Raw genomic sequence first — 13983 nt, 5'->3', positions numbered from 1 at the left:
TGCCCCGCGCGCAATGGGGATAAGTTCGGTTTCATTGCGGACTCATCAACCGCGCGCTCCCGGCTCTACAAAGATATCGGCGGCGGGTTGGCTGGGTTCTTTATAAATCCTGCCGTCTTTCATCACAAACTGCACCCGCTGCAATTCGGAAATATCCTCAAGCGGGTTTCCCGCCACTGCAATAATATCTGCCATCTTGCCCTCGCTGATACTCCCCAGTTCATCCTGGACTTGCAGTAGCTGCGCGGCATTCCAGGTGGCTGAGCGAATCGCATCGGCAGGGGTCATACCCCCTTGTACCATCAGGACAAATTCCTGCGCATTGTCCCCGTGGCGGGTCACCCCGGTGTCGGTCCCAAAAGCAATTTTAACACCACGCCTGTATGCCCTGGAGAATGTCTCCAGCATCAAAGGGCCGATGGTGGCCGCTTTTGGGCGCACAATGTCCGGCAAAAATCCCTCAATGGCGGATTTTTCCGTCACCCACTCCCCGGCCATCAGTGTCGGCACAAACCAAGTATTGTTGCGACGCATCAGATTAATCACTTCCTCATCCATATAGGTGCCGTGTTCGATGGAGTCCACACCGGCGCGAATCGCGCGCATCATCCCCTCTTTGCCATGGGCATGGACCGCCACAGTAAAGCCGTAATCCCGCGCGGTGGCCACAATTGCCTCCAGCTCATCCGCCATGAACTGAGGATTCTGTCCACTTTTGGCCACGCTCAACACACCACCGGTAGCGGTAATCTTAATCAGGTCGGCCCCCTCCTTGTAGCGCTGGCGAACGGCCTGTCGCGCGCTGGCCGGTCCGTTGATCACACCCTCTGCCGGGCCGGGATTACCCATCAGATCCCAGCGGCGACCATTGGTGGGGTCGGCATGGCCACCGGTGGTCGCAATGGATTTGCCCGCGGTATAAATCCGCGGCCCCTCAATGATGCCCGCCTCTATGGCTTTGCGCAGACTCACGGTGACATTATCCTGGTCACCGAGATTACGCACAGTAGTAAAGCCCGCAAGCAGCGTGCGCTTGGCGGCATCCACCCCGCGCAAAGTGAAATCCGCCGGATTCCAGGTATAGGACTCCATATAGGCTTGCGGACCAAATTCATAGGTGAGGTGACTGTGCATATCCATCAGCCCGGGCAATACGGTAAAATCGCGCAGGTCCACCAGAGCCTCCCGGTCCCGCTTGGCAAACCCTTTTTGCACAGACTCGACCCGGCCATCCACTATATGCACCGTGCGGTTTTCCAACAATTTTCCGCTACTGCTGTCAAACAGTTTCCCCGCGTAAATGGCTGTACCCTGCGCTTGGATCTGCGCCTCAGTCTGCAGGCTCGGCAATCCCATGCAGATAAACACTATCGCGACGGCAGCGCGGTTGGCGAGGTAGCCCCACTTGGTATTTGTTGTCATTGTCGTCCCCAGCAAGTCTCACTTAGATTCGTATCGTTCTTATTGGAACGCGCACAATTTACCGCAATCTGTGAGTCGAGAGGAAGCCCCAATGAAAATCTACGAATATGCTGTTGCACCCAATTGCCGTCGGGTGCGCATGTATCTGGCGGAAAAAGACCTCGATATACCCTTCGCTCAAGTGGATATTGCCAAGGGGGAAAACCTCACCCCGGAATTTCGCAGCATAAATGCCAATACGAAGGTGCCGGTATTGGCGCTGGACGATGGCACGCACATCACCGAGTCAGTGGCGATTCAACGCTATTTTGAAGAGCTGCATCCGGAGCCCCCTTTGTTTGGGCGGGATGCAAGGGAAAAAGCCCTGGTCGAGATGTGGGGCCGTCGCGCCGACTTCAATCTGATGCTGACCGTCGGGATGTGCTTCCAGCATGTCTCGGGTTTCTTTAAAGACCGTATGAACGTCTACCCGGCGTTCGGCGAGGATGCCGGTAAGCACGCAATGCAGTTTATGGGTGTCTTGAACGACCACCTTTCCGACCACGAGTATCTGGTGGGTGATTATTTTTCTGTAGCAGACATCGGTATGGTTTGTGGTCTAGATTTCGGCAAGGTGCAAAACCTGCGCCCTGATGCCGAAAAGCACCCTCATCTGATCCGCTGGCGCGAGCAGCTCAAACAACGTTCCAGTTTCAACGCCTGAGGGTCGATTTGCACTAACACCTAAATGGCGGAATAAAAGCGGGGGGGGGTGTAAAACTATTCAAATTGGTCATCGCCCCCACCTATTCTGAAGGGGCGATGACCCATCCGTGGTGTCAATCCCTGGCGGGCAGTACCTCTACAGGCCCGATGTCCAGGGCTTCCACTTCCCCCTGAATCTTGTCGAGGTCTCCCACAATTACCCAGGTAAACTGCCCTGGGGCGAGGAATTCCCTCGCGGCAGCCACCACCTGCTCCTGATTGAGGGCGGCGACTCGCTGCGGATACTCGGCAATATAGTCTTCCGGCAGGCCTTTTTCTAGCTGCCAGTTAATACTGGAAAGCAACTGCCCCTTGGTCTGGAAGCGTGCGCTCTGCTTGAGCACCTCATCGTTACGATAGTCTTCCAACTCCTTCTCTGTTATCGGGCGTTTATCCAGGTAGTCCTGGTACTCTTTCACAAGCTCCTTGATCGCGGGAGCCGTTTTGTCAGTTTGCACGGGCGCGAACAGGATATAAGGACGCTGGCCTTCCGTATCCATAGACACCGCGCGGGCACCGTATGACCAGTGCTTGTCCTCGCGCAGGTTCATATTGACCCGTGAGGTAAACTTACCCGCGATAGTATTGGTCATCGCATCGAAAGCCTCAGCGCCCTGGGGTTGCCAGGGGGGCATGACCAGCCCCGCCATGATGTAGCTCTGCTGCGCGCCGGGGCGGTCCAGCAGATACACCCGCGCTTTGTTCGGGCGCGCCACCTTTGCAAGCTCAACACCTGGTAATTCTGCCTCGGGCGCTTTCCAGCCGCCCAGGGTACCATTCAGCAGGGGTTCCAGCTCCTTTTCTGTCACATCGCCAACAACAGTAAGGGTGGCATTGTCCGGCCTGACCCAGGTTTTCTGGAACTGCACCAGGTCTTCACGGGTAATGGAGCTGATTCCTTCTGGGGTACCAGAACCGGTCAAGGGTGAACTGTAGGGGTGTCCAGCACCAAACAACAGTGGCGGCAGCTCCCGCAGGGCAAGCCCCCGCGGCTGGGCCTTTTCCTGAGCGATCCTATCCAGGCGATTGGACTTGACCCGCTCTAGATCGGATTCCGGGAACTGCGGCTCGGTCACCACTTGCGCAAAAAGTTCCAGAGACGGGGCCAATTGCGACTTGAGCGCACTCATACTGATGGTGTTGTAATCCAGCCCGCTGCCCCCGCCGATATTCACGCCCAGCTCTTCCGCCCGCGCACTGAATGCCAGGCTATCCAAATCACCAGCACCCTCGCTCAGCATCTGTGCAGCGACAGAGGCCAGGCCGGGTTTGCTGTTGTCCGCCGCCGCGCCACTGCGAAACTGCAGGTTCATCAACACTACCGGTGTGTCATGGCGCTCGGCCAAAACCACCTTCAGTCCGTTTTTGAGGGTGAACGCCTGCTGTTGCGGCAATTCCAGTTCGACCGTTTTATCCACCTCAGGTAAGTGGCTGCGATCCGCACCTTTACTGTCGGCAGTATATTGTTTTTGGGGCTCGATAATCAGGGTGTAAGCATCCGCCTTCAACCACTGCTGCGCCACATCCTGTACCTCGAGCGCGGAAACCCGGGCGTATTCCTCGATTCCCTTTAACAGGGCACCGGGATCGTCAAAGTAAAAATCAGAGCGGGCCAGGATATCGCTCTTGCCGCCAAAGCCGCCAGTTTTTTCCAGACCCTTTACAAGGCCGGCAAACTCCCCCTGCTTAACCCGGCGCAGGTCCTCTGTACTCACGCCATTTTTTGCAAATGCACGCAATTCCTTGTTCAACAGTTTTTCGACTTTATCGACCGACTGCCCGGGTTTTACATCCACAATAATAAAGAGCTGCCCGGCCAGCTGACGCCCGTAGTAGAAGGCGCTCACGCTGGTGGCGACTTTCTCATCCCGTACCAGGCGGCGATAGAGCAGAGAATTCTTCCGATTTGCCAGCAATGATGTCATCAATTCGAGAGCGTGCTCCTCTTCACTGCCAACCGCCGGTACATTCCAAACCTTGTAAATACGGGTTTGTGGCACCTGGTCGTAGACCACTTCGCGTTTTTTGACCTGAGCCGGCAATTCCCAGCGTTTGATACGCGGCTGCGCGCCCGTACTGGGTATATCGCCAAAATACTTGCGCGCCTTGGCCATAGCCTCATCAACAGTGACGTCGCCGGCAATCACCAGGGTAGCGTTTGCCGGCTGGTAGTGATCCGCAAACCACGTTTTCACGTCTTCCAGGCTGGCATTGTCAAGATCTGCCATAGAGCCGATGGGTGTCCAGGAATAAGGGTGGGAGGCGGGAAAGGTACTCTTGGCGATGATGTCGAAGGCTTTACCGTAGGGGGCATTTTCACCTTGTCGCTTCTCGTTTTTTACCACACCGCGCTGCTCATCCAACACTTCCTGGGTGATCGCGCCCTTGAAGTGGCCCATCCTGTCCGACTCCATCCACAGCGCCATATCCAGAGCACCTTTGGGAACCGTGGCGAAATAATTGGTGCGATCATTGTTGGTGGTGCCATTCATATCCGTGGCACCGGAACGCTGGAAGGGCTCAAAGTACTCGCCTGGGTGATTTTCGCTGCCGTTAAACATCAGGTGCTCAAACAGATGTGCAAACCCGGTTTTCCCCTTCGGCTCATCCTTGGAGCCCACCTTGTACCAGATATTGGTGGATACAACCGGGGCCTTGTGGTCCTCATGCACGATCACCGTTAGACCATTGGACAGCACTTCCCTATGGTAGGGAATATCCAATTTCGGCGCCGGGACATAGGCCGCTTTATCAAAAGCGGCCGCCTTGCTAGGGGGCGCCGCCGCTTCATCCACGGATAGCGCGTGGGACCTATCGTTGGTGGATTTCCCACAACCGGCAAGACCGATGGTGGCGATAAGAACACTGATAAACACTGGACGCAGGTCCATATTGTCACTCCTAATCAATAGCAGCGGAATCAGGGCAATTGTTTACCCGCCATTGTCTACAAAACCTTCTGCCGACTCAGAGTTCGGCCACGATCCTGCCTGGACAAAAAAATGGGCACAGACGTGCCCAAATATATACAACACAGAGAGAAGCGGTGAACCTCAGCCGCCCACGGTATGAAACCGCCGGTGCCTTTGTTATGCCGCTACTGTACCGGATTTGTTCTCGGCGCTCGGCACAGAATGGTGGCCAAAGCGCTCCTCGGCGATGCGGTCAGCCACATGTGCCGTGGTTTCACCGGTGTTATCCGCCCGCTCAAACACCTCTTGCATGGTGTTGCCGATTTCTTCAATGTGGGCGCGCACCTCTGCAGCGTCATAGTCGCCCCGCTGCTGGTAATAAACGTCGATAATACCACCGGCGTTAATCACATAGTCGGGGGCATAGAGAATGCCTTTCTCGCGCAGTACTGCGGCGTGGCACTCCTCGGCCAGTTGGTTGTTGGCGGCACCGGCGATAGCCCCCACTTTCAAACGGGCAATGGTGTCATCATTCAAAATGGCCCCCATGGCACAGGGCGCGAACAAATCCACATCCAGATCGAAGATCTCGTCAGCAGTTACGGCAATGGCACCCAGCTCATTGACCGAACGATCAATATTGTCTTGGAAAATATCCGTGACAAAGAGTTCCGCGCCGGCCTCTTTTAGCAGCTTGCCCAGGCGGAATCCCACATTGCCCATCCCCTGGATAGAAACTTTAAGACCACTCAGGTCGGTTTTACCCCAGCGGTGCTGCGCGGCGGCCTTGAGGCCCACAAACACGCCATAGGCAGTGGAGGGCGACGGGTCACCGCCATATTCGGAGCCCGCGAACAGACCGGACACATACTCTGTGGTCTCGCCGATAACTTGCATATCGGCAACGCTGGTGCCGGAATCCTCCGCGGTGATGTAACGCCCGCTAAGTGTGTTGATGAACTCGCCCATGGCCCGCAATAGCTCGGGCGTCTTATCCTGACGCGGATCACCGATAATCACCGACTTTCCGCCTCCGAGCCTCAGACCGGCCATGGCAGACTTATAAGTCATTCCGCGCGAGAGGCGCAGCACGTCATTGAGCGCCTCGCCGTCATCGACATAGGGCCACATGCGGCAGCCCCCCAGGGAAGGCCCTAAATTCGTATTGTGGACCGCGATAATTGCCTTGAGACCGCTCTTGGCATCCTGAAAAAACGCCACTTGTTCGTGTTTATCGTAAGCGGAATGGGAAAAAACACTCATTAACTGTTCCTCTCCGGAAGGCTGGTTCTAGCGCTGGGGAACAACCACAGCCCTTATCATTTTTTTGAGGGGTAAGATTATATCCTGCTTCACCAGATAAAGTTTGCATATTTTGCACATATCGGCGAAATAATAGCGAAATCTTCATTCATATTGTTATTTCTTAGGATGACTCTCTTAAAAGAATATGCCGGACCTGAGGGTCAGAAAGCCTTGTGGTTGGACCATTGCGTCCGGCACCCAAGAAAAGACTTCCAGCTCCGGACAGGATCGCATTACACGATGCAAACTGGGTCTGGTAGAATCCGCGCCCAAATCGAACCCTAGGGAACTACTCGATGCTGAATTCCGACGCTCTGAAGCAACTCTCACAGCTGAAAACCGATATTCGCTCCAGTAAAGAATTTGCCGAAGGCCGGGTACGCGGCAGTAATGGCAAATTCGGTTTCGTGGCGCTGGTGGATGGACGGGAGGCATTTCTGCCCCCCAGTCAGATGGAGCGTGTTTTCCCTGGCGACCGGGTTCGCGTCAGCCTGGCAGAGGAGCCCAAGGGCAAGCTCACCGCCGAGCTGGATGCCCTGCTTGAAAGTGAACTCGACTATCTTGTCGGCCGATATATCCAGCGGGGCCAGGGGCACTTTATCCAGCCCACCCAAAATGCCCTGACCCGCTGGATCTTCCTGCCCCCAAAGGCCCGGGGCAAGGCCCAGCCCGGCGACTTTATTGCCTGTAAGGTCAATCGCCATCCCTTTAAGGACGGTCGCGCCCAGGCCAGGGTGGAGACGGTTATCGGCAAACCCGAGATACCCGGTATTGAGCACGCCTATACAATCGCCCAGTACCGGTTGCCAGAGCAATTCGGTCCGGCTGCACAGAAACAGTCGGAAACCATTGCCGGGCAACTGGCGTCTGTGACTGCCGGGCGCACGGACCTCTCCGGACTGGGCTTTGCCACCATTGATGCGGAAAGCACCCGCGATATGGACGATGCCCTTGCCGTGAGCGCACGTGAGGAGGGCTGGACCCTGCATATCGCTATTGCCGACCCCACCAGCGTGATTGACCAGGACAGCCCGCTGGATCAGGAAGCCTTCAAACGCGCCCACAGCCTATACCTGCCCGGCGAAACCCTCCCCATGCTGCCCTGCAATCTGTGCGAGGACCTCGTCTCCCTGATTCCCGAACAACTGCGCCCGGCACTGGTTGTGCATATTGATATCAACAACGATGGCAGTATCAGCGGGAGCCAGTATGAATTTGCCGCAATTCGCTCCCAGTACAAACTGAGTTATACACAAGTCAGCCGTTTTATCGAGGGTGACGATGCCGCAGTGCCCGAAGCGCAAAAGGAGAGCTTACGCAATCTCGCTGCAACCTATAAAGCCCGCGCCGCTTACCGCACCACCCACTCCCTGGCCATGGAGGATCGCCCGGAGTATGAGATCTGCCTCAACAGACAACGCAAAATTGAGCGCATCGAAAGGCGGGAGCGCAATATCGCCCAGCGCATGGTGGAAGAAGCCATGCTTGCGACCAATATCAGCATCGGCGCCAAGCTGGCAGAACTGCAGCGGGGCTGCTTTTCTGTGCACCTGGGCTTCCGCGAAGAGCGCATGGGCGAGGTAAAAAGCCTCCTCAAGACGCTTTTGCCGGAGTATGCCGAGAAAGACCTGGACCAACTGGAGCACTACCTGGCCCTGGTAAAGCACCTGGAAAGCCACGGTGACCCACAAATGCAAAACCTCCTGAGCGTGCTGAAACGCATGCTGCGCCCCGGCCTACTCGATAACAAGGCCGGCGCACACCTGGGTTTGGGGCTCGATGCCTACGCAACGGTGACCTCCCCCATTCGCAAGTACAACGATCTGCACAATCACCGCGTACTGCGTGCGGCCATCCAGAAGGGCGACACCCCGGCGCTCAGCGACACGCACATTGAGGCCCTGCAAAACAGCCTGGTCCGCAGTCGCCAGGCCAGGCGCGCCCTGGAGCAGTGGCTCTATGCCCAGTTTATGCAGGATAAAATCGGTAACACATACGCCGGCAGAATCACCCTGGTAACTGGCGCCGGCCTCGGAGTACGCCTCGATCAATTTGGCATCGATGGATTTGTGCGCCTGAATGGGGACAAAAAGAACCTTCCGGCATTTGACGGCAAACTTCTCATCCTCACACACAATGAGCAGCGTTTCCAACTGGAACAAGCCGTTGCGGTCAAGGTAGCTTCTGTGGATCTGGACAAGCGCCGTGTCGCTTTCGAGCTTGCGTTGGAGAATGCACAACCCGGCAACACGGCAAAAGCATAACCAAGGCAAAATACCCTGGAGAGCCCGATCCCTATCGGGCTCTCCCCTGTTGTGTTCCAGATGCTGGTTATTAATTGGGTATAACAAAAAATACCACCGGCTTTTGCAAGCCCCATTGGATTGCCAAATGCAATAACACCGCCACGGCACCGGCTGTGACAGGCAATCCATCAAAATGATCGAGGCCTCCCATGAATCCTATTGCCACACTGACCCCCACCCCCCTGTGGAAACACTTCGCCGCACTGTGTGACATCCCCCGCCCCTCCAAACATGAAGACCGGGTAGTGGAACACGTCCTCAATTTTTCCAGAGCCCGCAATCTGATGGCGCAGTTGGATACAGTTGGCAATGTTATTATCAAGAAGCCCGCAACGCCGGGTATGGAACAGCGCCACACCCTGGCCCTGCAAAGTCATTTGGATATGGTGCCGCAGAAAAATGCCAACACGGTGCACAATTTCCTGACCGATCCCATCAAGCCCTACGTGGATGGCGAATGGGTCACCGCAGAGGGCACCACTCTCGGGGCCGACAACGGCATAGGCGTCGCCGCCATACTCGCCCTATTGGAATCCACCAACATCCCCCACCCCGCCCTGGAGGCGCTGCTCACCATTGATGAAGAGGCGGGCATGACCGGCGCAAAGCACCTGCAGCCGGGCTATTTCGAGGCGAATCTGCTCCTGAACCTGGATACCGAAGATGAAGGGGAGCTCTATATCGGCTGTGCCGGGGGCGTGGATGTGAATGCTTCCCTCACTTACTTTAGGGAACCCATAGCGGTAGGCAGCCAGGCCTTTACACTCTCTGTGCGCGGCCTGCGCGGCGGGCATTCGGGCCTGGATATCGATAAAGGGCGCGGCAATGCCAACAAAATTGCCAACCGCATTATCGACACGGCCCTGGGCAAGATCTCCGAGCTGCGCATTGCCGCACTGGATGGCGGCAGTCTGCGCAATGCCATTCCCCGCGAATCCTTCAGCACCCTTGTGGTACCGACCGGGGCCCAGGACAAACTGCAACAGATCATCGACAGCGAAAGCGCACGCCTCTCGCGGGAGTTTGACAACGAAGCGGACCTCGCAATCACCCTGGAACCCACAGAGACACCAACCAGCACCATGGATGCCGCAAGCCAGCTCAGGCTGATTCGCGCCATTCGTTGCTGCCCCAATGGTGTGGCGCGCATGAGCACCAAGTTGGCAGCTATTGCCGACACTTCCAATAACCTGGCCCGCGTTGTTACGGGTGAGAAGGACGGCAAGCCGCTGGTGCAGATCCAATGCCTGGTGCGCAGCCTGTCGGACACTGCCCGCGACCAACACGGTCTGGATGTTGCCGCCAGCTTCGAACTGGCCGGCGCCACAACCAGGCTGGACAATGCCTACCCCGGCTGGGCGCCGAACCCCAACTCGCCCCTGCTTGCACTGATGCAAGGCGTTTATAAAGAGATGACCGGGGCAGACCCAGAAGTAAAAGTGATCCACGCAGGCCTGGAGTGCGGCCTTCTGGCCAAACCCTACCCCAACTGGGACATGGTCTCCTTTGGCCCCACCATCCGTCGCGCGCACTCCCCTGAAGAGCGGGTGCATATCCACAGCGTTGCCAATTTCTGGGACTACTTGATCAAAGTGGTGCAGGCAGTCCCTACCCGCAATTAACCAGCTGGCAAGTAGTATTCAGAATCAGGATTACCATCTGAAAAACAAAACCTCCGCAAAAGGCCCTGTCGGAATTTTGTTTTATGGTGCCAGGCTCCAGTATATTATTACAACGTATTTATTACTGCGTAAAAGCCAGCGCAGTAATAGGAAAATCTGGCGAGACACTAGCGACTGGAGCGCATCAGTATTCTTTATGCTGGAAGTAAGCAGGCGGTGGTCGCCGATGCGCTTCTCGCCCTGCCCTTCAGCGCTATTTCGTTTTTATGGGTCGCCGCTTGAATGGCCTGATGGTGTCTGGCTCTTCCTCTAGCGCCCAGGCTTCGTCCAGCAGTTGCAGTAAACGCACGGCCCGTACCAGCCGGTTATCCTTGCCGGGGGCAATGTGCAGATCCACAGTGTTATCTTTGATAGCAACCGGCGTGATAATAAAATAATCCCCCAGGTGCAGTGGCTGAAACAATCGACAGGGTAATATAGCCATCTTTATAAGCTCCTTGAATCGCCTGTGACGGAAAAGCGAGTGCATAGCACCGTTTTTCTCGCCCGAGGCGCGGTCCTTGTAGGAAAAAGAAAAGGGAAACTTGCAGGGTGCGCAGCCAGAGAGGCGGTGCGCGGCTGAAGTAAAACACCACACCAATCATCACGCAACGCCACAGCACACTCCGCCGCCGGGGGCAGGAGTGACCCGGAATACATGCCTTCAAAAAGACCTTTATTGAAGACGAACGAGTGTATGGCGTATCATTCAAGACAGCCTCGCTAGATAGTCAACTTATCTATTGGGGTTAGCCATCTCTCGGTGTTACCAGCACCGGGGGGTGGCGTTTTTCTATCATTTACGCGGTCATGATGCGGTCCTGCTTTATTGGTTGAAGATTTGTTGTGACTGTGGATTGCCCGCAAGCGCCCCGGTTGCAGGGCGCCTTGCGAGCGGAATCACAATGATTGTTAAGCGTTTTTTCGGCTTTATTCTCTGTTTTTTTTGTTCGCTTAGGCCGAATTACCGGTTGGCGGTAGGGCAGCAGCCCCTACCGTAATCCCTTTTTACAGGAAATACAATCAAGCTGAAGCTTTAGGCGACACCGAGTTCGATTTCCCTGGTGGGTAACGATTGACCAGGGACTTTGGTTGTATGCAGCTGTGCATCCGTTGCGAACAATGCAGCACCAACCCCACAAGATGCAGCCTCGATTCCTGGCCGCCGGTGCATACTTCCTGCAGCTCGCTGGGGTCCACTTGACACTACACAAGCGGCACCAACAACTGACGATCCACTTCCCTGATCGCCTGGAGAAATATTTCTGCCTATCAAACTACTAAGCTGACATAGAGTTTTGAACACCCTCGCTTTCGATAGTTATCGAATCTCGTGTCTGCACGTCTAATAGAGCGTAAAAAATAAAATCGAGATTTTTCAATAACCTGTCTAGATTACTGAAAATCACGGCATTAAAATTACTACTCGATAGGGAATTTTGACCATGCTCGCCCCTGGGATACACGCTCTAAAGTTTTAAGCTTTGGAAGCTTCTATGCGTGCAAAACTTGGCCCATTTTGTGTAAAGGGCTATTTTATTGCCTGATCACACTGACCCACCTTTATCATCAAATAGACCCCCGGGTTGAAATAATTTACATTTTCTTTTGAGCCATCGATAGTATTCGAACCAATTAAATATGGTTGTTCATTAGATATTTCCTTAATACATAAACCGTAATCAACCAAAGCTCTGGAAAAATAACTTGCTTTGAAGTACTCATGAAAGTCACTTAATCCTTGCTTCTGGGATTTATCCTGATACAAAAACCAGTTTTGCCAGTGTGGACTATATCCAATATAGCCCTGATACCTGATTGAGGTTACATTTACCAACATCCTTTCATTTTGTGTTTCATTTATAATTCTTTTAAACTTTTCTGCCACTTCGGGTTCACTCAGACCACAGTCTGACCATATCTTCAAATAGGCAGTTTTATATTTATATTTTGGAATTGAAATTTCGAATTTACAGCCACTCGAATACTCAGCAATTTTCTTTTTATATTCGCTTTCAGATATATCATAGGCATAACCAATCTGACTGCAAAATACCGTTATCAACAACAATACCAATATCCTACAATTCATAAGTCAAATCCACGTTATTTGCTTTCAGCGGGTAAGCGCCATAACATAATGACTGTTTGTCGGCCAGAGTCATGATAATAGTCAAGAGGAACCTCATTGCTAAACATAATGCTCCCGGTATTTAAATCCACATGACCCGTACCGCTCCCTAAATCTATAAATAAAATCCCTCTATTAGAATCTCCAGATAATTTATCCGTAGAAAAATTTGAGCGGTACATCCGTACATCTGGCTCACCATACCGTGCTATTAATTCGTCCTTAACCTGATGCGCAGAACTAATATATTGATTACCACTAGCGTCTGTAAAATTACCGTTTGTTATTGGCACTCCTGCCTCATTCGCTGCATTCGAGAACCTTATACCACATGTATTTCCGTATATGGCGTGGCCACTCTCAAATACACTAAGCTGACCACCTTTTTCCGCAGTTATGTCAAAGCCCGATAACGGATCGCCAGCCTCATCCGAATAGCCGTCCAACATACTTTCATAAGTCGGTCTCTTATGTGCAATAGGAAACTCTCCCTTTGCTAAAGAAGCCGCACTCTCCCCAACAGAACTCATTAGAGAGCCCATTGCCATCAGGACCGATTCCCCCTTGGGATCCATATAGTTAATCGGATTATTGCGCCCATAGCGGTAGGGGGTCCAGCGCTGCGGATCGGTAAAACGTCCCGGATGGTTAAGCACCGGGTCCGGACTGATAAAGGTGCCGAAAGCCGATTGCAAGTAGCGCCGCTCAAAATACCCCAGGCCGGTGGTTGTATCCCGCTCTTTGCCCGTATAGCCGTAGGGGGCCGCCGCGCTGTCACCGAGAACACTGTCCAGTTCGCCATAGGCTTTATAGGTAAAGGCGTTGACCAGCCCGGCATCGGCATCCAACGTCAGCGCGGTGGAGCCCAGATGGGTGTGCAGGTAGTAGGCGCTGGGCGCAAAGGTTTCCCCGCCCTGGTCACTGCGGGCAATACGCCGCTGGCCGAGGCGAATGTATTTCAGCAGCTGGCCGTCGCGCACCTCGCTGTCTTCATCGATATACAGGGTAACACTGCGGGCCCCACCGGTATCTTCGGTGATTTTAAAGCGGCGCTGGTGTTTGTAATCATAGCCGTAGTGATCCGCCGCCTGGGAGTTGCCGGCGGTGACCAGGCGCTGGTCGTGGTCCCACTGATAGTACTGGTCGCCGGCTTGTATCCGGTTGCCGTTGTCATCGTACGCTATGGTTCCGCCGGCCCAGCTCAGGGCCTGGGGCCCGGGCAAATCTCCACGACTCGTGCGATTGGAGGCGCCGCTGTTACTGTTTGCACTGCTGCCGCCATAGCGCAGGTCCGTGATCTGTATTGCGTCACTGGTGGCCAGGTCCGGCAGGTTGACGGGGGAACGGCCCAGTTGCAGCAGGTTGCCGATTTTGTCGTAGCTGTAATACGTCTGCTCACGATCATTGGCCACTCCGGTCAGGCGGTAGACGTCGTCATAGCTGTAGACCACATTGTGTGCCAGTGACGCTGCCTGGGCGGCCGCGCCGAGTTCAGCAGCCAT

Annotated in this window: 9 protein-coding genes; 3 read left to right on the top strand and 6 right to left on the bottom strand. The window is 54.5% G+C overall.

Going from position 1 to position 13983, the window contains the following annotated elements:
- Positions 1-45: 45 nt before the first annotated feature.
- Positions 46-1422: a metal-dependent hydrolase family protein gene (locus ACL7TT_RS18415; protein WP_299943335.1), complete on the bottom strand. Its 1377-nt coding sequence runs from the start codon at positions 1420-1422 to the stop codon at positions 46-48.
- Positions 1423-1513: 91 nt separating this feature from the next.
- On the opposite strand from ACL7TT_RS18415, the gene ACL7TT_RS18410 reads away from it, so the two are divergent.
- Positions 1514-2125 carry a glutathione S-transferase family protein gene (locus tag ACL7TT_RS18410; RefSeq protein WP_413397626.1) on the top strand — a complete coding sequence of 204 codons (612 nt, stop codon included), beginning with the start codon at positions 1514-1516 and terminating at the stop codon, positions 2123-2125.
- A gap of 115 nt (positions 2126-2240) precedes the next feature.
- Here the strand turns inward: ACL7TT_RS18410 and ACL7TT_RS18405 are convergent, their stop codons facing one another.
- Both ACL7TT_RS18405 and ACL7TT_RS18400 read right to left on the bottom strand, forming a co-directional pair.
- Entirely contained in the window at positions 2241-5057 is a 2817-nt protein-coding gene (locus ACL7TT_RS18405; protein ID WP_413397624.1) for a M16 family metallopeptidase, read from the bottom strand.
- A gap of 198 nt (positions 5058-5255) precedes the next feature.
- Positions 5256-6341: a Glu/Leu/Phe/Val dehydrogenase dimerization domain-containing protein gene (locus ACL7TT_RS18400; protein WP_299943326.1), complete on the bottom strand. Its 1086-nt coding sequence runs from the start codon at positions 6339-6341 to the stop codon at positions 5256-5258.
- A 338-nt stretch (positions 6342-6679) separates the two neighbouring features.
- Here ACL7TT_RS18400 and ACL7TT_RS18395 point away from each other — a divergent pair, with 338 nt between their 5' ends.
- Together ACL7TT_RS18395 and ACL7TT_RS18390 are read left to right on the top strand one after the other, a co-directional pair.
- The gene (locus ACL7TT_RS18395; protein ID WP_413397622.1) at positions 6680-8647 is read left to right on the top strand and encodes a VacB/RNase II family 3'-5' exoribonuclease; all 1968 of its coding nucleotides are present in this window, start codon (positions 6680-6682) and stop codon (positions 8645-8647) included.
- 191 nt (positions 8648-8838) lie between these two features.
- A complete protein-coding gene (locus tag ACL7TT_RS18390) occupies positions 8839-10311 on the top strand; it encodes an aminoacyl-histidine dipeptidase (protein WP_413397620.1) in 1473 nt (490 codons plus the stop codon).
- A gap of 253 nt (positions 10312-10564) precedes the next feature.
- Here ACL7TT_RS18390 and ACL7TT_RS18385 read toward each other — a convergent pair whose 3' ends face one another.
- The 3 genes from ACL7TT_RS18385 to ACL7TT_RS18375 all read right to left on the bottom strand — a co-directional run.
- Positions 10565-10795 carry a hypothetical protein gene (locus ACL7TT_RS18385; RefSeq protein WP_413397619.1) on the bottom strand — a complete coding sequence of 77 codons (231 nt, stop codon included), beginning with the start codon at positions 10793-10795 and terminating at the stop codon, positions 10565-10567.
- Positions 10796-11881: 1086 nt separating this feature from the next.
- A complete protein-coding gene (locus ACL7TT_RS18380) occupies positions 11882-12421 on the bottom strand; it encodes a hypothetical protein (RefSeq protein WP_299942089.1) in 540 nt (179 codons plus the stop codon).
- Positions 12422-12456: 35 nt separating this feature from the next.
- On the bottom strand, positions 12457-13983 hold a 1527-nt coding region (locus ACL7TT_RS18375), incomplete at its 5' end, for a T6SS effector amidase Tae4 family protein (RefSeq protein WP_413397617.1).

This window comes from Microbulbifer jejuensis (assembly GCF_047289955.1).
Classification (GTDB): domain Bacteria; phylum Pseudomonadota; class Gammaproteobacteria; order Pseudomonadales; family Cellvibrionaceae; genus Microbulbifer.
The sequence above is the reverse complement of the archived record's forward strand: the minus strand, read 5'-3'. Positions and strand labels throughout refer to the sequence as shown.

Bases quoted from the DNA above. Each gene is read 5' to 3' on its own strand.
- ACL7TT_RS18415 (WP_299943335.1), bottom strand. From the start codon at position 1,422: ATGACAACAAATACCAAGTGGGGCTACCTCGCCAACCGCGCTGCCGTC.
- ACL7TT_RS18410 (WP_413397626.1), top strand. From the start codon at position 1,514: ATGAAAATCTACGAATATGCTGTTGCACCCAATTGCCGTCGGGTGCGC.
- ACL7TT_RS18405 (WP_413397624.1), bottom strand. From the start codon at position 5,057: ATGGACCTGCGTCCAGTGTTTATCAGTGTTCTTATCGCCACCATCGGT.
- ACL7TT_RS18400 (WP_299943326.1), bottom strand. From the start codon at position 6,341: ATGAGTGTTTTTTCCCATTCCGCTTACGATAAACACGAACAAGTGGCG.
- ACL7TT_RS18395 (WP_413397622.1), top strand. From the start codon at position 6,680: ATGCTGAATTCCGACGCTCTGAAGCAACTCTCACAGCTGAAAACCGAT.
- ACL7TT_RS18390 (WP_413397620.1), top strand. From the start codon at position 8,839: ATGAATCCTATTGCCACACTGACCCCCACCCCCCTGTGGAAACACTTC.
- ACL7TT_RS18385 (WP_413397619.1), bottom strand. From the start codon at position 10,795: ATGGCTATATTACCCTGTCGATTGTTTCAGCCACTGCACCTGGGGGAT.